Source organism: Leptotrichia hongkongensis (assembly GCF_041538065.1).
GTDB classification, from domain to species: Bacteria; Fusobacteriota; Fusobacteriia; order Fusobacteriales; family Leptotrichiaceae; genus Leptotrichia; species Leptotrichia hongkongensis.
The window spans coordinates 42,002-60,806 of record NZ_JBGORW010000002.1; the positions used below are offsets into that span (position 1 = coordinate 42,002).

Genomic DNA, 18,805 nt, shown 5'->3' on the forward strand with positions numbered 1-18,805 from the left:
ATTTCTTTTTTATTATTCAGAAATTTTGATTCCCATACTTCTTGCAGTTCCTGCAATAATATTCATAGCTGCTTCAACTGATCCAGCATTTAAGTCTGGCATTTTTGTTTCTGCAATTTCTTGTAATTGAGCTTTTGTTATAGTTCCAGCAACTTCTTTTAAAGAGTTTCCAGCACCTTTTTGAACTTTAGCCGCTTTTTTCAACAAATCTGATGCAGGTGGAGTTTTTAAAACAAAAGTAAAACTTCTATCTGCATAAACAGTGATTTCTACTGGAATTACAAATCCCATTTTATCTTGTGTTTGAGCATTAAATGCTTTACAAAATTCTGCAATATTTACCCCGTGTTGTCCTAATGCAGGTCCTACTGGTGGTGCAGGATTCGCTTTCCCCGCTTCTAATTGTAATTTAATCTTCCCGATTACTTCTTTAGCCATTTTTCCTCCTTTGTGGTAATTGAATTTGTTAAATCTCCCACTTTTTCTTTCAAATTAAAATTTCGCTAATTATTATTCTTTAATAATACTTTTGTTTTTCAATTTTATTTTTGACTTTTAATAGTCTATTTTTTCTATTTCGGTATGCTCTACTTCTACTGGCGTTAAACGTCCTAAAACTTCAAGCATAACCTTTACTTTACCGTGTTCGTAGTCAATTTCAGAAATTTCTCCTTGTTGTCCATCAAAAGAACCGCTTTTAACATTAACAACTTCACCAACTTCAAAATTAATATCAAATCTTGGTATTCTTTCTTCACCTTCGACATCAATACCAACTTTAGCAAGCAAATCTGAAGCTTCTTCATCAGACAACGGTATTGGATCACTTCCAACCCCTACAAATCCAGTAACTCCATTGGTATTTCTTATAACATACCAAGCATCACTGTCAACACGATATCCTAATCCTAGCTCATTTTCTTCTCTAACAGAAAGCATTTCTATCATTACGTAACTTGGAAAAAGTTTTCTTGAAACTTTTACTTGTTTACCACGCTTTTCTTCTAGAACCTCTTCTTCAGGAACTAAAATTCTAAAAACTCTATCTGTCAAGTCAAGCGACTCTATTCTTTTTTCAAGATCTGCCGCCACTTTTTTTTCATAGCCAGAATACGTATGAATTATATACCATTTTTTTTCGTATACAATTTCATCTTCATTTTTTTCCTTTGTTTCAGTCACTTTACGCGCCTCCTATAAGATTTTTCAAAATATCACTTATCTTTGCTAGCACAAAATTAAACGCTGTATCAAAAAGTAGTGTATATATCGCTATAAATGCTGTCATAAGAATCACAATTATAGTTACATGATAAACTTCTATTTTATCAGGCCAATATATCTTTTTATATTCTTCACGTAAATTTCCCAAAACTTCTTTTAAATTAAATTTACTCATGATTTTCTCCTAGAATTATTTAGGAATTTAAACAAAACCTAAACACTGACTGTATAATCATTTAACACTTGATTAATTTTTATGATATTAATCAAATTGATACTTTCAAAAAAAAATTCCCATAAAATAAAATGGCAGGCCAGGCAGGAATCGAACCCGCAACTTTCGGTTTTGGAGACCGACGCTCTACCAATTGAACTACTGACCTATCTACTTTTATGAGATTATTTAACTTCTCTATAAAGAGAATGTCTTTTAAGCACTGGATTGTATTTTCTTAACTCTAATCTTTCAGGATGAGTTTTTTTGTTTTTAGTTGTAACATAATGTCTCAACTTAGTTTCAGTGCATTCTAAAATAACTTGTACTCTCATCGTTTTCTATCCCTCCCAATAAAATATTGGTATTACCAGAATAAACTAGCTCATTTATAATACCATACTCTGTATTTTTTGTCAACACTATTTTCTTTACTTTTTGTTTTTTTAGTGTATAGATGTCAAACATTTGTTACAAAAATATACAAAAAAACTTTCTTATACATTTCTAATTCCTTAGTACTCCTTAATTTGCATTTTATGTACTTATTAAATTTATAAAATTTATTTTTTAAGAAGTTTAACAATTGCTTTACTTAATTTATTTAATCTTCTATTATAATTCCACCAAAACGAACCATATAAAATCTTGGATCATGAAAATTAATTTTTTTCTTAATTTTTCTATTCAATTCTTCTTTTGTTGTTCCTAAAACTTCTATCTCATTTTTTTGATTTATAATAAAATAAATTTTATTATTATTACCAATTTTTCCATAACAAATCCAATAATTTCTTATTTTTTTTAATTCTGAAATTTCGCCATAGTAAATTAATTTTTTATTTTTTTCTTTTATATATAATTTATTACGATTTTCATTCAATATATACTCTGAAGTAGTTATTGTTTCGAAAGAACTGATTAACTTATATTTCGAAGTTAAATCTAAATAAAATTTAGGGAAAGGATCATCATAAGTTATAATTGAAAAAAAAACAGGTTTAATTATATGATAATATGTATTTCTTATTATAAGAACTCCTAAAAATGTCAAAAAACAAAATAATATTTTTTTTTTCATAACATTACCTCTTTTTAGAATTTTTTTAAGATTTTTAATATTCAAATTTCAATCCAACAGGGTTTTTAAATTCATCTGTGTAGCTTATACTTCTTTTGTCCGCAATTAAATATCTCTCTAAAATTATATTTTAACAAACAGAAAATTAGTTTTTTTCATTTGATTGTCCAAAGTTTTGGATGCACTTTAAATTTAATTTCAAAAAAGCACTCTGTTTCCAAAGTGCTTATTTTTTTTTACTAAAGTTATATTTTAAAATCAAGCTTAAAAATTAATTGATTTATTAGTTCAATTTTTAAAAATTTGAACATATTATTGCTACTCAACAATAACTTCCACAACTTCATCTACCGTAAATCTAGAAAAATATTCACCAATATCAACTGTTTCTAATTTTTCTTTCACAGCTTCCCTTGTATATTTCGTATCTTTCAAAAGATTTTCAATTTCACTCAAATCTTCATTTTTACCAAAGAAATCTCCATAGAATTTGATATTTTTAATTCTGGAATTTTCTACTGTGGCAAAAATTTGGATTTTACCATTTTCAAATCTATTTCCTCTAGTTATATTAAATTCTGGCGACTCTCCGTAATTCCATTCCCAGCTTCTCTTAATTTCAGCTCTCTTGGCAATGTAATCCAGCTCCTCTTTGCTAAAAACATACTCTTTCATATCTGGATACTGTTTTTTCATATATTCCATTATTTTTTCACCAAATTCATTTACCGTGATAGGTTCTTTCAAATGAGGAAGTATGTTTGTAACACGGCTTCTTACTGATTTTACGCCTTTTGACTCAATTTTATCCTTTGAAACTTTCAATGCATTTCCTAATTCTCCAAAATTTACATCAAATAATAGACATCCATGGTGCATTACACGTCCTTTTATGTATGCTTGAGCGTTTCCACAAAATTTCTGTCCATCTATTTCCAAATCATTTCTACCTGTAAATTCTGCTTTTACTCCCAATTCTGCTAGAGTTTCTATAATTGGCTTTGAAAATTCCTTAAAGTTAAAGCCTTCCTTATCTTCCTGCTTATTGGAAATAATTGTGTAGTTTAAGTTGTTTAAATCATGGTAAACTGCACCTCCTCCAGAAATTCTACGAACAACATGAATTCCTTTTTCACGAGTATATTCTGTGTTAATTTCCTCAATTGTATTTTGATATTTTCCTACAACAATTGTTGGCTCATTTATCCAAAGTAAAAATATTTCGTCAATATCACGCAGCTGCTTAAAGCAATATTCTTCCAAAGCAATGTTAAATGCTGGATCATTTGACTTACTAACATAATATTTCATATGTTTAAAATTCCTTTCAAAATTTCAATTTATTTCACTTTTTTATTATTTTCTTTTTCTAGGTAAATGAATCGCTTCATCTAATGCATCTGCACATGCTTCAAACAGAGCTTCTGAGTAAGTTGGATGAGCATAAATTGTTTTAATCACTTCATCTACTGTAATTTCCATTGCCATAAGCCCTGATGCTTCGTTAATCATTTCTGCCGCTGATGGTCCTACAATGTGCACCCCAAGAATTTCGTCATATTTTTTATCAACTATAACTTTTACAAATCCTGCTGATTCCCCTGAAGCCAACGCTCTTCCATTTGCTGCGAACTGGAATTTACCAACTTTAATGTCATATTTTGCTTTTGCTTCTTCTTCTGTAAGTCCTGCCATTGCCACTTCTGGCACTGTATAAATTGCCGATGGAGTTGTTTCAAGTCTGATTTCTCTATGGTTTCCTTGAACCGCATTTTCAGCCGCAACTTCTCCCATTCTAAATGCTGCATGAGCAAGCATCTTAATTCCATTTATATCTCCAGGCGCATAAATTCCAGGTACACTTGTTTCCATATATTTGTCAACTTTAATTCGACCTTTTTCCATTTCTAGCTCAATTTCTCCAATAGCTTCTAAATCAGGTACTCTTCCGATTGACAATAATGCTTTTTCAGAAACAATGTCATCATGTCCGTCAACTTTGATCGTTAAGTTGTGTCCATCATCAACTATTTCCTTAATTTGTGTAGAAGTTAATATTTTCATTCCTTTTTTCTCAAGCTCTTTTCTAAGTACAGCTGAAGATTCCCTGTCTACTCCTGGTACGATTCTATCCATCATTTCCACAACTGTAACTTCACTTCCAAATGATAAGAACACTTGTCCAAGCTCAATTCCAACAACTCCTCCACCAATTACAGTAAGTGATTTTGGAATTTGCTGTATGTCTAAAATGTCATCACTTGTAAGAACTTTGTTGCTTTCAATTCCAGGAATATTGATTTTTCCAACTTTCGATCCACCAGCTAAGATTATTTTATCAGCTCTTAAAACAGTTTCTCCATTTACAACAACATCTTTATCCTTATTGATTTTTCCAACTCCATTAAACATTTTAATTTCGTTGCTCTTTAAAAGTCCTCTTACACCATTTGTCAATGTTTTAACAATTTCATTTTTCAACTGCACAACTTTTGGCATGTCAATTGTGTATTTTTCACTTTCCAAAATAATTCCTCTTTTGCTTGCCATTTCGATACCTTCGAGAATTTCAGCATTTTTAAGGAATGTTTTTGTAGGAATACATCCTCTGTTCAGACAAGTTCCTCCAAATTCATTTTTTTCTACAACTGCCACTTTTGCACCAAGCTGAGCTGCACGAATTGCCGCTACATATCCAGCAGGCCCTCCACCAATTACAACGACATCAAATTCATCTTCTGCCTTTTCTTTTTTAGGTGCAGGTTGAGCCACATTTTCTGATTTTGGCTGTGAAGCTTGTGCTGGAGCTGCACTTGCTGTATTTGCTGAACCTGCTTCTGGAGCTGCTTCTCCTTCTGCACCAATATATCCGATAATTTCTGTAACAGGTACAGTTTCTCCATCTCCTTTTACTATTTTTATCAAATATCCTGATGCTTCAGCTTCCAGTTCCATACTTGTCTTATCTGTCATTATTTCAAGTAAAATTTCCCCTTCTTCTACCTTTTCCCCTTCTTTTTTATTCCATTTTATAATCTGCCCTTCCGTCATATCTATTCCAGCTTTAGGCATAATTATCTCTGTAGCCATAAAATTCACTCCTTTATACTCAAATAATTTTACATTTCATATTTTCTATCTAATTTTAAATTAACAAAGAAATTGGATTTTCCAAAGCATTTTTCAAATCCTGCATAAATTTAGCTCCAGCAAGTCCATCTACCACTCTGTGATCGATTGTAAGTGTCAAAGTCATCATTGGACGAACTGTAATTTCACCATTTACAACAACAGGCTTTTCAACTGTAGAAGAAACTCCCAAGATTGCTGAATTTGGCTGATTTATTATCGGGTTAAAGCTTTGTACTCCAAACATTCCAAGATTACTTATTGTAAATGTGCTTCCACTTTGCTCATCAGGTGTCAACTTCATATCCAATGCTTTTTTCACTATCTTCTTAGATTCAACAACTAATTCGCTAAGTGTCATTTTATCTGCACCTTTTACAACTGGCACAAGAAGTCCACCGTCAAATCCTACTGCAATCGCCAAGTTTACATAATTATGCAGAATAATCTGTGTCCCATCTTCTGACAAACTTGAATTTACAAACTTGTGCTTTAACAAAGTTTTTATAACTGCAAATGAAATAATGTCTGTTATTGTAATTTTCTTTCCTGTACTTTCCAAAATTGTATCAAGTATTTTCTTTCTTAGTGCAATAGCTTCTGTCATGTCAATTTCGTAATTAAGTGCAAATGTAGGTGCTGTTAGATAACTTTCTGTCATACGTTTTGAAATAACTTTTCTCATTGCTGACATTGGCACAATTTCTATATCCTGCTGTGCAACTGCTTTTTCTTCTGCGACAACAGCTTTTTCATGTCTTGCCAAATCTTCCGTTTCCTGTGGCTTAGCAATCAATTTCAAAATATCATCTCGCATTATTTTTCCATTGTATCCTGTCCCAACAACACTTTCCAGCTCAATGTTATGATCCAACGCAATCTTTCTTGCAAGTGGCGATATTCTAATATGATTTTCAAATTTAAATGTTTCTACATCTTCCTTATGAACACGTCCGTTTGCTCCACTACCTTTCACAAGAAAAAGATCAAGTCCCATCTGCTGTGCTAATTTACGTGCTGCAGGAGTAGCTCTTAACTCATTATTTTCCATAGCTTCTTCCTTTCTATTTTATTTCTTCCTATATATTTTTTATTGTTTATTTTTTACTTTTCTAATTGCTTCTACAATTTTTTCCACACTTGGAACCATCGCTGTTTCAAGAGTGTGATTATAAGGTATTGGTACATCTTCCCCTGCTAATCTTACTATTGGATGATCCAAATAGTCAAATGTGTCACTTTCTGAAATAATTGCAGAAATTTCTCCGATAAACCCGCTTGTTTTGTGAGCATCATTTACTAAAATTACTCTTCCAGTCTTTTTCACAGAATTTAATATAATTTCCTTATCTAATGGAACTAATGTTCTTGGATCTACAACTTCTACGCTAATTCCTTCACCTTCTACAATTTCTGCTGCCTTCATTACTCTTTCCAGCATTCTTCCATAAGTTACAATTGTAATATCTTTTCCTTCTTTTTTAATTTCACCTTTTCCTAAAGGAATAACAAATTCAGGGTCTGTAGGAACTTCACCTTTCATATTGTATTGTGCTTTATATTCAAGGAAAATTACTGGGTTATTATCACGAATTGCTGATTTTAAAAGCCCTTTTACATCCGCAGGTGTTCCTGGCGCAACAACTTTTACTCCTGGAATATGAGTAAACCAAGATTCAAGTGACTGTGAATGCTGTGCTGCCGAACCCACTCCAGAACCTGCCGCACATCTGAATGTTACTGGCACTTGTCCTTTTCCACCAAACATATATCTAGTTTTTGCCGCCTGATTTACAATGTTATCCATCATATAAACGATAAAATCCATAAATGTTACATCAACTATAGGACGAAGCCCTGTCATTGCAGCACCAACTGCAGCTCCAGAAATTGCCGACTCTGAAATTGGAGTATCTTTTATTCTTTCTGGCCCAAATTCATCCAGCATTCCAACTGATGTTCCAAAATCCCCTCCAAAAATTCCTACATCTTCTCCCATTAAAAATACATTTTCATCTCTTCTCATCTCTTCCGACATTGCTGTAATAATTGCCTCTTTTACAGACATCAACTTTGTTTCCATTTTCTATCTCCTTTTCTAATTCGCAAATATATCTTCAAATGCAGATTCCAACGTAGGTTCTGGACTATTTTTTGCAAATTCTACTGCATCTTCAATCTGTTTTTTTGATTTTTCTTCAAGCTCTACTAATTCTTCCTCTGTTGCAATATTATTTTCAAGTAAGTAATTTCTGAATTTTAAGTTAGGATCTTTTAACTTCCATTCGTCAACTTCTTCTTTTGTTCTGTATTTTCCAGGATCAGAACTCGAATGTCCGAACCATCTGTAAGTTACGCTTTCAATAAATACAGGTCCTTTTCCTTCTCTCACATCCTTTACAGCCTTTTCAAAAGTTTCATAAACTGAAAGAACATCATTTCCATCTTCAATAAAATATCCTGGCATTCCATAAGCTGCAGCCCTTTGATAAAGATGCTCCACTTTTGCAACACTATTAATTGAAGTACTTATTCCATATCCATTATTAATTGCATAAAAAATAACAGGTACATTCCATACTGACGCCAAGTTCATTGCTTCGTGAAAGCTTCCTTCATTTGTAGCCCCATCTCCGAAAAAGCAAACCACTATTTTCCCAGTATTTTTTACTTTTTGAGTATAAGCTGCACCAACTGCCATTCCGTGTCCACCACCAACAATTCCGTTTGCTCCCAAGTTTCCACTTTCTAAATCAGCAATGTGCATCGAACCACCTTTACCTTTACAAGTTCCAGTAGCCTTTCCCATAATTTCAGCCATCATTCCATTCAAGTCAATCCCTTTAGCAATAACCTGTCCATGTCCTCTGTGATTAGATGTAATAAGATCATCAGCATTCAATGCCGCAATAGCACCAACATTCGCCGCTTCTTCTCCTACTGACAAATGTGTCATTCCAGGCACCATTCCTCTTTTCACAAGCTGATTTACTTTTAAATCAAAATTTCTAATGCTAAGCATTCGTTCGTAAATATTCAGCAATTTACCTTTTGATAGTTCCATAATTCCCTCCATTAAATATATTTTTATATCTTTATAAATTTTTAACAATCAATATTTTGTTTTTCAAAATTTTCCAGTTAATTTTATCATAATTTTGTAATCATTACAATAGATATTTACAAGTTAAAAAAATATCTTTTAAGTACTTATTTCTTTTACTAACTTTAATCTTTTCTATTATACAAAATTATCCTTTACATTTTATAAATTTTACATTATACTTTAAAGTACTAAAAAATTGAAAATTGGAGGATAAATCAAATGAAAATCGTTGAAGCTCTTATTTTACGTGCCGATATTCAAAAAAGAATTTCACAGTTAAAAACAAGACTTAATAATAATGCTAAAGTTTAAGAAAATGAAGAACCTGCTGAAAATCCCGAATTTTTATTAACTGAATTAGATGACTTAATTTCCCAGCTAAATGATTTAATAATAAAAATAAACAAAACGAATACTCTTTCAAAAATTGATGGGATTTCATTAGTTGAACTAATTGCAAAAAAAGATACTCTTTCACAAAAAGCAGGAATTCTGCGTGAATTTATAGAAATTGCAAGCCAAAAGATAAATCTTTATTCCTCAACAGAAATAAAGGTTTTTAGTACGGTTAATGTTCCAGCACAGCAAAAGCAGCTAGATAAATTGTCTAAGGAAATTCGTGAAACTGATACAAAATTACAGCAGGCAAACTGGACTATTGATTTGATTGAAGAATAGAAAAATATAACTTACACTAAATTCTATTTAAAAATATTCGGTTTATATTCTTTAATTAGAAAATTCATAATAAATTTTGGGCGTAGATATTATTAAGGTGAACATAAGCCTTTGGATATTAGGAAAAAAATATCCTACAAAATGACGTAATGCGGGGAAGTTACAAAAATTACGATTAATCCCAGTATTGTTACATCAGTACGAATCATTGTAAATGTTACTACCATATGTTAATTAGTAATATCGAGGTTGGGTTGCGGGATTACTTTAGTTACAATATGTAGACTGTTAAATATAAAGTGGCTTTTTGATTTATATTTTTTAAACATGACTTACAGTAAATAAGTTTATTTAAAAAAATCCTATTATAATCCTGTTAGACTTGATTTATCTTAAGTTTATAAAAAAATAAAAACAATATAAAAAGTGAAAAACTAAAATTAATTAGTAATTCACTTTTTTCTTTTTGATTTATATTTTCATCTTAATACCACAAAAGATTAATTCCATTTTCTTTACATTTTTTTACGATCTCAGGAGTCCAAACAGAAGCCTGAACTTCTCCAATATGCGCTTTTTGTAACAAGAACATACAAATTCTCGACTGTCCGATTCCTCCACCGATTGTTAACGGTAATTCATCATTTAAAAGCATTTTATGAAAATCAAGATTTTTTCGTTCTTCTAAGTTCAATTCCTTCAATTGACGTTCTAGCGCCTCTTTATCTACACGGATTCCCATTGATGATAATTCTAACGAACTATCAAGAACTGGATTCCACATAATCAAATCTCCATTTAGTTCCCAATCATCATAATCTGGAGCACGCCCATCATGTCTTTGTCCAGAATTTAACATTTTTCCAATTTGCATAATAAATACTGCGCCATTTTCTTTTGCAAATCTTTCTTCTCTTTCATTTGGAGTCAATTCAGGATATAAATTTTCTAACTCTTGTGAAGTTATAAAAGTTACTTCCTTAGGTAAAAATTTTTCAAATTTGCTAAATTTATCTGTCAATTCTTTTTCTGTATTTAAAAAGACTTGATAGATTTTTTTTACAGTTTCTTTTAAAAACTCTAAATTTCTATCCTCTTTTGAGATAACTTTTTCCCAGTCCCATTGATCCACGTAAATTGAATGAGTGTTATCTAGATCTTCATCTCTTCTAATGGCATTCATATCTGTGTAAATACCTTTTCCAGCCTCTACACCATACTGCTTTAATGCTATTCTTTTCCATTTTGCAAGTGAATGCACAATTTCCAATGTAGTATCTGGCATTTCTTTCATTTCAAAAGCCACAGGACGTTCGACTCCATTTAGATTATCATTAATCCCAGCAGACTTTCTAACAAACATAGGTGCTGAAATTCTTGTTAAATCTAATGCTTTTGCAAGTTCTCTCTCAAAACAGTCTTTCGCCACTTTTATGGCAATTTCTGTTTCCATAATTCCGTATTTGGAATCATAATTTTTTGGAATTATAATACTTGACATATACTCTCCTTCTTTCCCAGTTTTTTTATTCTACTTTTAAATGGTATCAAAATTATTATTTATTGTCAAATTTTTTTATTTTAAAGCTTAGTGCCTATTGCTTTTTATAATAAACATATGTAAAATATAATTGAATTATAAAAAATATTTATGAAAGGATTTTATGAAAAAATATCTATTATTAATTTTATTTATTATTTTAGTTTCTATACTTGCAATAATCATAATAAATCCCAATTTTAAAAATTTTAGGAATAAATTTATTAATTTTGAAAAAACAACCGACATTAAAAAATCAAATACTCAAAAAAATGATAAATTTGATGAAAAGACAGAATTCACAATAATTGGCGTTGGAGATATAATGCTTGGATCAAATTACCCTTTTGAATATCTGCTTCCTGAAAATGATGCCAATATTCTTGAAAATACGCAAAATATACTGAAAAATGCTGACATAACTGCAGGAAATCTGGAAGGAACACTATTTGATACAGGCGGAACTCCCAAAAGCTGTAATAATCCAAATGTGTGTTATGCTTTTCGCATGCCTTCAAGATATGGGACATATTTAAAACAGGCTGGATTCGACTATTTGAGCATTGCCAATAATCACAGTAATGATTTTGGAGAAATCGGGATTAAGGAAACTATTAAAAATCTTGATAATTTAGGAATAAAATACTCTGGAATTAAAAATATTGCTGAAAGTACGATTTTAGAAAAAAATGGAAAAAAATTTGGATTTATTTCATTTTCTCCAAATTCAGCTACTGTAAAACTAAATGATTATAATTATGCAAAAAAACTTATTTCTGAATTAAAATCAAAAGTTGATATTGTAATTGTTATGTTTCACGGTGGAGCCGAAGGTGCTAATGCTGAACACATTACTAAAAGACATGAAATTTTTCATGGCGAAGATAGAGGAAATGTTTATGAGTTTGCCCATTTTGCTATAGACAATGGAGCTGATGTAATCTTTGGGCAAGGCCCTCATGTTACAAGAGCAGTCGAACTTTACAAAAATAAATTTATTTCATATAGTGGAGGAAATTTTGCAACTTTTGGAAAAATAAATGTTTCTGGTTCAATGGGAATTGCACCTATTTTTAAAATCAAAATAAATAATAAAGGAGACTTTATTTCTGGAGAAATTATTCCAGTAAGACAAACCTACAGAAGTTTAGGTCCTTTTATAGATTCAGAAAAATTAGCAATAAAAAAGATAATTTCCTTAAATAAATCTGATTTTCCAAATGGAAATGGGTTTTCTATCAACGAAGAAGGAAAAATTAATAAGAATAATGATCTATAGTAAAACTTATTTAAAACTAAACTCAAAAGCTATGACTATTTTACTCAAACCATAAATTTATATAATTTTAGCAGTTTAATTTAAAATAGGTTTGAGTATGAATTAAAAACTTTTTCTTTTATTTTTCACAAATTTAAAAAATATAGCTGGAAATCAGGATAAAAAAATCCTGATTTTTATTTTCTCTTCAGTCTGATAATCTCTCTCTCATTCTCATTCATTCTATTCCCCAGCTTTTCATTTTCCCGCTCTAACCTTTCCAACTTTTTCTTCTTTTCAATTTCCTCATCCTTAATATTCCTTCGTTCCACAATCACATTATTCCCAATTTTATCATCAGGATTCCCAATAATTTCCATTCCTTCTCCAATATCCATTCCAAAAATTTCAATCTTCTCTCCATTATCCATCCCAATAAACACTTCCTTTTCTTTAACCAAATTATTCTTATCAATCAAATAAATATAGTTTTTTTGATTTTTAAAAATAACAGCCTTTTTTGGAATAGCTAGAATATTCTCTTTTTTCTTATAAATCACACGAATATCCACTTGCTCGTTTAAAAACAAATCCTTAAATAAAGTTGGTAAAAACTCAAACACATTCATATCCCCAATTTTATTAATCTTAAATAATTCTGCTTCAATAACTTTTTTTTCAGAAAATAAATCTGAATTCTTTTTTGTCTTATCCTTATCTTGCAAAATTTCCTTATTTTTATCATTTTTCATTTCAATTAATTCTTCAAGTGTTTTTTCTTCTCCATTTTTTTTATCTTTTCTCCTAAAAATACTAATTTCGGCAACATCACCAATATTGAGATTTTTAACTTTCTCACTTTTCAAACTTTCACTAACTATTTTTAAATCTTCCTTTTTTGCAAGAATCAAAATAGGCTCATTTTTATTTCTAATTCCGCCTTTCACTGTATTAATTTTCACAATGTAAGCATCAAATGGACTTCTTACACTTCTCTGAATCAATCTTGTATTTCTCATTTCATCTTTAATTTCAATTTCCAATCCTGATATTTCTCCGCTTAATTCCTGAATTTTCTGACTAACATCAGCTCCCAATTCCTTTTGTTTTTCCAAATTTCGTAATTCTCGATTTTTAATCACTAATAACGTACGTTTTTCATTCAATCCATTTTTCTGATAATCGCTAAATTTCACTATTACATCGCCCTTTTTTACAAAATCTCCAGCCTTGTAATAAACATCATCAACGGATAAATTCACATCCAGTCCAATTTTAGTAATATTATGTGCAACAACAATTCCTTTCATATCCACAAAAAGTTCAAGATTTTCACGTGTTATTTTTTCAATAACATATTTCTGATTAACTTTCGGAGTACAAAATTTTATCATAAAAAGAATAATAAAAATAAAAATTGTGGGCATTATCCAAATTATTTCATCTTTTTTTCTCAAATTTCTCTTCCTTTTTTAGTGGTTTCCATCAAAATAGGAATTTTCACTTAAATTATCTTCATAAGGAAAATATTCCTTTCGTCCAAGATAAAGCTGATCCGATTTCCTTTGAATTGGAACGACAAAAAATCCCCAGTTGTTCAAATCCGTATAAATAAAAAATCTTACTGTGTTATTTTGAATTGTATCGGTATCATTTTGAGAAATGATATTTGTAAACTCAGGCAAAATTTCCTGTGCATCCATTTCTTCATAATTATCCTCATTTTTATAAATCATTTCTTTTTTCAATTCGCCTTCTGCAGTATAAACATAAATTTTTAGTTCTTCAGCAGAAATCTTTTTGTCAATTTGTCCAATCAGAATATCAGCCTTTCGTGAAGTCTGTATCATTTCCACTTTTCCCCCATCGTATTTTTCCACCCACACAGAATACGGTACAAGCGGAACCTCATTCACAATTTCCACATCTATATGCCCAAAACGCTTATAATCCAGATATTTTATAGCTCCATCCAGACAGTTCAGTTTTAGCTCGTAATCATCACGATGGCTCAGTTCCTTGTATTCAATCATCTTTCCCGGCACAAATTCCTTTAGTACTTCCTGAAATGTACTGATTTTCGTTGACTGCCCACTTAATTTTATTAATGAATATTCAAAAAGCAGCCCTTCCTTATAATACGTATTCAAAAATTTTCTAAGCATTCCGTAAATATCAGCTTTTACGATTTTTTCAATTTCTTTTATAGTAAAAATATGTCTTGGATAATCTGTTATTGTGGTAAATATTCCATTTTTATAAATATGAATTTTCCAGCTTTTTAACTGCGTTATATGAATATCATTCCGTTTTTCATAATTTCTAGGCACATCAAAACGTGTCCGCAGTCTTCCATCGGATGTAAAAAATTCTTTTTTAAGATTTTCAGCGGCTTCCCATAACATATAAAAGTTATTCCGTATTTTTTGATATTCTTCACTCATTTTATTCTCAAACTGCGAATATTTTGTAGGAATCACATTTTCATACTTTTCATATTCCAAATTCAGATTTTCAAAGATTTTCTCAACACCGCTGTCATCAATTACCTTGTAAATCATATCATTGTCATATTTTATCAAATCATTAATAGAAACAACCCTATCTTCAGAATACTTTGCCCCAAGCACAATTTTCAAAAATTGCATAATCCTGTAAGTCAAGTCATTTCCACCAAAATTCTCATCCCCATTTTCAAAGCTCGTTCTTATATCCAGATAATATGAAATCCTATCCTTTCTAATCACATACTTACAAGCCGCCAAATCTGTCGTTCCGCCACCACAATCAATAATTAAAGCACTATATTCCTCGTTTTCCTTATATCTCCCCTTCCTTATCTGTATCTCAATTGTATTATACAGCACTGCAATCGCTTCATCCATCGCATTTTCACGAATAATCTCATATTCATAATTTTTCTCGCTTGAAATTATATTTTTTTCAGAAATTTCAGAATTCTGATTTTTATTAAATTTATTTTCCACCATAAAAATTTCTTGAAACATCGTCAAAAACTGCTCCTTTAATTTTACAGGGCTTGAAGCATGAATTTTTTTAAATTTGCATTTAAACATGTATTCAGCACGATTCACGACATATTTCAAATACGCCTTTATTATATCCTTTCTTTTCACATACAAAATATTTCCAAACTCATCATTAATTTTCTCAAGTTTATTATGCTCATGAACCCACCTTTTCAAGCTGTAAAAAATCGAGCCATTGACAATATAGTCATTTCTCTCCAGCTTTCTTACCACATCATACCCAAATGAATACTTAATATTATTAGCATCACTGCAATCATCAACATAAACTAACGTTGGAAAAATCTCACAGTAACGTCTCTCGCCATCATCAAATTTTACATAATTTATAGCATCTATCACGACATTTCCATTCAAAATATCATTAGTAGGCAAGTCCTTCACATAATTTTTATCTAAATATGCCCCCACAGCCGTATTTACTGTCCCAAAATCAATACAAAGCGGTGTATTCGTAGTTTCCAGATTTTTCACAACAAAATTTTCAATTTCAACTTTATAATAATCCATCTGGTATGGATAAAGCGGCATCATTTCGTCTTCCTTCAAATTATAAAACTTATGAATAAATTTTAAGTCATTTTCTTTAAAGAACAAAAATGAAAATTTATTATTTCTCAGTGTTTCGACTCTAAAAAATTCCTTTTTACTAATCAGAAAATACTTATTTCTGCTATTTAAATCCTTTTCCAGCTGGAAAATCCCACACAAGTAGTTATTTGCATTTATAAGAAAAACATTTGCACTGCTCACATTTTCAGGAATCTCAATTTTATAATTGTCTTCCCTCATCAAATAAAGCTCCTTGTATAAAATAATCTTGTGTGGCACCCGTATCTTATTCTCATGATGAATTCTCTCGCCAAGTTTATTATCAAAAAGTTCCTGAACATTCACAAGCCCGTTTTTATTATACTTGTCAATACAGTAATTTTCCTTGATCCCTCTATATTTCATCAAAAGTGAGATAAGCTCCTCTCTTGTGGGCGTTTCCACATGTACATTTACCAAATGTTCCTCAATTGCAATCTGATACATCTCATAATAAGATTTTCTTCGCAATTCCTCTTCATAAAATAATCTCATTTTTACCTTGTCCCCTTTAGTTATCAATAATAAATACTTTATTTAAATTCAAGTTTTGGTTTAATTTTGTAAATTTAAAATCCAAAATATGAAGTTATAAACATAGATTTTATTGAAATTTCTCTAGCTTGTTATAAAATCAAATCTATTAAAACGTTTTTATTTTAAGCAAAAATTTTTCTCAATTTTTCAATCATTTCCCTAACACTTCCAAACCTTTTCTGCCTGTCAAACTCCAGCCCCTTTTTTATAACTTCTTCCACTTCCTTAAATTTCTCAATCTTCTCAAATCTCAAAATAACCTCTCTATCAAACTCGAGTTCCGCCTTATAAAATCTCTTAATTGCCCCATCCACTTTCATGTCACAAAGCATAAAATATAAAAGTGCAGCAAGCGAATAAACATCCGTTCTTTCATCAATCTCTACTTTCTCTGAATAAATCTCAATCGGCGAATACCCATCTGAAACCTTAACAAACTCAACCTTTTCCTTCTTTTTCAAGCTCGCTCCAAAATCAATAATCCTAATATTTCCCCTAATATCAATCAAAATATTAGAAGGCTTCAAATCACAATGAATAATTCCCTTTTTATGAATTTTACAAACTACTTCTGCAATTTTAAAAAATATTTCCAAAATATGATTTATCCTCATTTTTCCATTTTTTATCCGATTTTCTAAAATATATTTTTTCAAGGTAACTCCACGAAAATATTCAGTAACAATATAATTTGTCCCATTTTCACTAAAAAAATCTAAAAATTTAACAACATCATCCACAAATTTCCGTTTTCTTCTTTTAGATTTTTTCAAAAATTTCTCCAAAATACATTTTTCTTTCCAAAAACTTTCTTTCAAATTTTCAAAATCCTTCTTATACTTTTCAGTGAAAACCTCTTTTCCATTTCTCATAACAATTTCTGAAGGATAACATTCCTTAATAATTACTTTTTCTCCTTGTCTATCTTCACACATATAAATATTGGAAAAATCACTTTTAGCTACATAATTTAAAATTTTATACTTCCCATTCAATATTGTTCCCTTTGATAAAAAATCCATTCTTCTTTTCCCTTTTAAATTCTCTATTTTTCACAAAATTATTCCCATTCCTATCACGCCCAAGAATTTCCCAGTTTTTCTCAATTTCCTTTTCAAGTTTTGAAATCCCATTACTTTTTACCTTATAATTTTTTTTAAAATTTCTATTATCTGCATTCAAATTTTTTCTATTATATTTTTTATTTTTAGAAACTTTCTTTTTTATTCTTGAATTATTTAATTTTTCAGCTCCTTTCTCTTTAGTTTCTATAATATTTTGAGTAATTTCCAAATTTTTTGCATAGTTTTTTTCTATTTCTTCATTTTCTATCTTTTTATTTTTTACCTTCTCATTTTCAACCAGATCACTATTCTCCAAAGTTTTTTCAACTTCATCTTCAATATTTTTCTGTCTAACTTTATTTCTTTCTATCTCTGATTGTTTGTTTAAATTAGCTTTCATCAAATTTGCTTTTTCTATAATTTTCTCAGCCATTATATTTTTTACTTTTTCTTTTCTTTCACCTTTCAAGTTACCCTTTTGAATATTTTTCCCGACAGAAACAAACATAAACACAAATATTACAGCCAAAAATATATATTTTACAACTTTTTCCTGTTTTTGATTTTTTTCATTAATTTCTTTTTCTAACAATTCATAATTCTTTTCCATTTCAATATCTTCAACAAAAATCGACAAAAATGGTATCACTTTTCCCAATTTTTTCTCACTAGCCTTTATCTGTTGACTTAAATTCTGCTCGACATTTGATTTACTTTTCCTATCAACATAAATCTCCTCAATTTCGCTCTCATTAACAACTTTCCAAAATTCAGGACTCCCAGCCAGCAAATAATCATATTTTTTCAGTCTTATTTTTTTGAATTGCTTACCACTTATCTTTTCCACAATTCTATTTTCCCTATACAAAACAAATTCAGTTTTCCCCATATTTCCAACAATCATATTATTTTTTTCAATAATAATAACAATTTGCGAATAAAAATTTTTTAAATCAAAATCTTTTTCAGCTTTATGAAATTTATATAATTTTGTTTTCTCAAAAATCACTTTATCAACGGAAGACTGTATAATCTGTTTTATATTTTCTAGAGAAAATTCATTATTTTCCAAATATTTTTCAATAATTTTATGAACTCCAATTTTTGCTAAATTTGTCTTATCAATTTTCTTGTTTTCAACATTACTTTTTTCAATTTTTTGAGATATTTCTAACTTTTCCTGCATTTTTTCATTTGTCTTTTCATCAAAGTCAGTAATACACCATATTCCTTTGCTTTCATTTGGAATATATGCCGAATAAGTGTTTTTTTCAGCAATTTGTGCATATTCCTTAAAAAAGAAAGTATTTAATTTTATATTTTTTACCATTTT

General features: G+C 30.0%; 16 protein-coding genes, 1 tRNA gene and 1 pseudogene. 2 read left to right on the plus strand and 16 right to left on the minus strand.

Annotation, left to right across the window (positions count from 1 at the left end; all coding sequences use genetic code 11):
* Window positions 1-12: 12 nt before the first annotated feature.
* From rplK to ACEG17_RS01795, 11 genes are all read right to left on the minus strand, one after another.
* Window positions 13-438, minus strand: coding sequence for a 50S ribosomal protein L11 (rplK, locus tag ACEG17_RS01745; RefSeq protein ID WP_021745199.1), 426 nt, complete (start codon window positions 436-438; stop codon window positions 13-15).
* A 117-nt stretch (window positions 439-555) separates the two neighbouring features.
* Window positions 556-1,182 (minus strand): transcription termination/antitermination protein NusG, encoded by a 627-nt coding sequence (gene nusG / locus ACEG17_RS01750; protein WP_372582325.1) that lies wholly within the window; start codon window positions 1,180-1,182, stop codon window positions 556-558.
* Between the two features lies 1 nt (window position 1,183).
* Window positions 1,184-1,399 (minus strand): preprotein translocase subunit SecE, encoded by a 216-nt coding sequence (gene secE / locus ACEG17_RS01755; RefSeq protein ID WP_147004879.1) that lies wholly within the window; start codon window positions 1,397-1,399, stop codon window positions 1,184-1,186.
* A 132-nt stretch (window positions 1,400-1,531) separates the two neighbouring features.
* Window positions 1,532-1,607 (minus strand) — tRNA-Trp (locus tag ACEG17_RS01760).
* Between the two features lie 16 nt (window positions 1,608-1,623).
* Window positions 1,624-1,773, minus strand: a complete 150-nt coding sequence (gene rpmG, locus ACEG17_RS01765; RefSeq protein ID WP_021745196.1) for a 50S ribosomal protein L33 — start codon at window positions 1,771-1,773, stop codon at window positions 1,624-1,626.
* Between the two features lie 269 nt (window positions 1,774-2,042).
* Window positions 2,043-2,519 carry a hypothetical protein gene (locus ACEG17_RS01770; RefSeq protein WP_372582326.1) on the minus strand — a complete coding sequence of 159 codons (477 nt, stop codon included), beginning with the start codon at window positions 2,517-2,519 and terminating at the stop codon, window positions 2,043-2,045.
* 318 nt (window positions 2,520-2,837) lie between these two features.
* The gene (gene lplA, locus ACEG17_RS01775; protein ID WP_372582327.1) at window positions 2,838-3,830 is read right to left on the minus strand and encodes a lipoate--protein ligase; all 993 of its coding nucleotides are present in this window, start codon (window positions 3,828-3,830) and stop codon (window positions 2,838-2,840) included.
* A gap of 45 nt (window positions 3,831-3,875) precedes the next feature.
* The gene (gene lpdA, locus ACEG17_RS01780) at window positions 3,876-5,609 is read right to left on the minus strand and encodes a dihydrolipoyl dehydrogenase (protein ID WP_372582328.1); all 1,734 of its coding nucleotides are present in this window, start codon (window positions 5,607-5,609) and stop codon (window positions 3,876-3,878) included.
* Between the two features lie 55 nt (window positions 5,610-5,664).
* On the minus strand, window positions 5,665-6,699 hold the full coding sequence (locus ACEG17_RS01785; RefSeq protein ID WP_178934977.1) for a dihydrolipoamide acetyltransferase: 1,035 nt from the start codon (window positions 6,697-6,699) through the stop codon (window positions 5,665-5,667).
* A 39-nt stretch (window positions 6,700-6,738) separates the two neighbouring features.
* Window positions 6,739-7,731: an alpha-ketoacid dehydrogenase subunit beta gene (locus ACEG17_RS01790; RefSeq protein ID WP_372582329.1), complete on the minus strand. Its 993-nt coding sequence runs from the start codon at window positions 7,729-7,731 to the stop codon at window positions 6,739-6,741.
* Between the two features lie 15 nt (window positions 7,732-7,746).
* Window positions 7,747-8,712 carry a thiamine pyrophosphate-dependent dehydrogenase E1 component subunit alpha gene (locus tag ACEG17_RS01795; protein WP_026746700.1) on the minus strand — a complete coding sequence of 322 codons (966 nt, stop codon included), beginning with the start codon at window positions 8,710-8,712 and terminating at the stop codon, window positions 7,747-7,749.
* A 366-nt stretch (window positions 8,713-9,078) separates the two neighbouring features.
* Between ACEG17_RS01795 and ACEG17_RS01800 the strand changes: the two are divergent.
* Window positions 9,079-9,432 (plus strand): annotated as a pseudogene (locus tag ACEG17_RS01800) (DIP1984 family protein); the annotation flags it as partial.
* A gap of 484 nt (window positions 9,433-9,916) precedes the next feature.
* Here the strand turns inward: ACEG17_RS01800 and asnA are convergent.
* A complete protein-coding gene (gene asnA, locus ACEG17_RS01805) occupies window positions 9,917-10,933 on the minus strand; it encodes an aspartate--ammonia ligase (protein WP_372582330.1) in 1,017 nt (338 codons plus the stop codon).
* A gap of 163 nt (window positions 10,934-11,096) precedes the next feature.
* Between asnA and ACEG17_RS01810 the strand changes: the two genes are divergently transcribed.
* Window positions 11,097-12,251 carry a CapA family protein gene (locus ACEG17_RS01810; RefSeq protein WP_372582331.1) on the plus strand — a complete coding sequence of 385 codons (1,155 nt, stop codon included), beginning with the start codon at window positions 11,097-11,099 and terminating at the stop codon, window positions 12,249-12,251.
* 176 nt (window positions 12,252-12,427) lie between these two features.
* Here the strand turns inward: ACEG17_RS01810 and ACEG17_RS01815 are convergent, their stop codons facing one another.
* The 4 genes from ACEG17_RS01815 to ACEG17_RS01830 all read right to left on the minus strand — a co-directional run bounded on the left by ACEG17_RS01815 (window position 12,428) and on the right by ACEG17_RS01830 (window position 18,802).
* The gene (locus ACEG17_RS01815) at window positions 12,428-13,687 is read right to left on the minus strand and encodes an efflux RND transporter periplasmic adaptor subunit (protein WP_372582332.1); all 1,260 of its coding nucleotides are present in this window, start codon (window positions 13,685-13,687) and stop codon (window positions 12,428-12,430) included.
* 15 nt (window positions 13,688-13,702) lie between these two features.
* A complete protein-coding gene (locus ACEG17_RS01820; protein WP_372582333.1) occupies window positions 13,703-16,366 on the minus strand; it encodes a molecular chaperone in 2,664 nt (887 codons plus the stop codon).
* 164 nt (window positions 16,367-16,530) lie between these two features.
* Entirely contained in the window at window positions 16,531-17,430 is a 900-nt protein-coding gene (locus ACEG17_RS01825; protein WP_372582334.1) for a serine/threonine protein kinase, read from the minus strand.
* Window positions 17,387-18,802, minus strand: coding sequence for a hypothetical protein (locus ACEG17_RS01830; RefSeq protein ID WP_372582335.1), 1,416 nt, complete (start codon window positions 18,800-18,802; stop codon window positions 17,387-17,389). Before ACEG17_RS01830 ends, ACEG17_RS01825 begins: the two co-directional genes overlap by 44 nt.
* Window positions 18,803-18,805: the final 3 nt, after the last annotated feature.

What these genes read in the sequence shown, in the direction of transcription:
- ACEG17_RS01825 (WP_372582334.1), bottom strand. Translation starts at nt 17,430, where the DNA reads ATGGATTTTTTATCAAAGGGAACAATATTGAATGGGAAGTATAAAATT.
- rpmG (WP_021745196.1), bottom strand. Translation starts at nt 1,773, where the DNA reads ATGAGAGTACAAGTTATTTTAGAATGCACTGAAACTAAGTTGAGACAT.
- ACEG17_RS01790 (WP_372582329.1), bottom strand. Translation starts at nt 7,731, where the DNA reads ATGGAAACAAAGTTGATGTCTGTAAAAGAGGCAATTATTACAGCAATG.
- ACEG17_RS01770 (WP_372582326.1), bottom strand. Translation starts at nt 2,519, where the DNA reads ATGAAAAAAAAAATATTATTTTGTTTTTTGACATTTTTAGGAGTTCTT.
- ACEG17_RS01795 (WP_026746700.1), bottom strand. Translation starts at nt 8,712, where the DNA reads ATGGAACTATCAAAAGGTAAATTGCTGAATATTTACGAACGAATGCTT.
- ACEG17_RS01810 (WP_372582331.1), top strand. Translation starts at nt 11,097, where the DNA reads ATGAAAAAATATCTATTATTAATTTTATTTATTATTTTAGTTTCTATA.
- asnA (WP_372582330.1), bottom strand. Translation starts at nt 10,933, where the DNA reads ATGTCAAGTATTATAATTCCAAAAAATTATGATTCCAAATACGGAATT.
- lplA (WP_372582327.1), bottom strand. Translation starts at nt 3,830, where the DNA reads ATGAAATATTATGTTAGTAAGTCAAATGATCCAGCATTTAACATTGCT.
- lpdA (WP_372582328.1), bottom strand. Translation starts at nt 5,609, where the DNA reads ATGGCTACAGAGATAATTATGCCTAAAGCTGGAATAGATATGACGGAA.
- secE (WP_147004879.1), bottom strand. Translation starts at nt 1,399, where the DNA reads ATGAGTAAATTTAATTTAAAAGAAGTTTTGGGAAATTTACGTGAAGAA.
- rplK (WP_021745199.1), bottom strand. Translation starts at nt 438, where the DNA reads ATGGCTAAAGAAGTAATCGGGAAGATTAAATTACAATTAGAAGCGGGG.
- ACEG17_RS01830 (WP_372582335.1), bottom strand. Translation starts at nt 18,802, where the DNA reads ATGGTAAAAAATATAAAATTAAATACTTTCTTTTTTAAGGAATATGCA.
- ACEG17_RS01785 (WP_178934977.1), bottom strand. Translation starts at nt 6,699, where the DNA reads ATGGAAAATAATGAGTTAAGAGCTACTCCTGCAGCACGTAAATTAGCA.
- ACEG17_RS01820 (WP_372582333.1), bottom strand. Translation starts at nt 16,366, where the DNA reads ATGAGATTATTTTATGAAGAGGAATTGCGAAGAAAATCTTATTATGAG.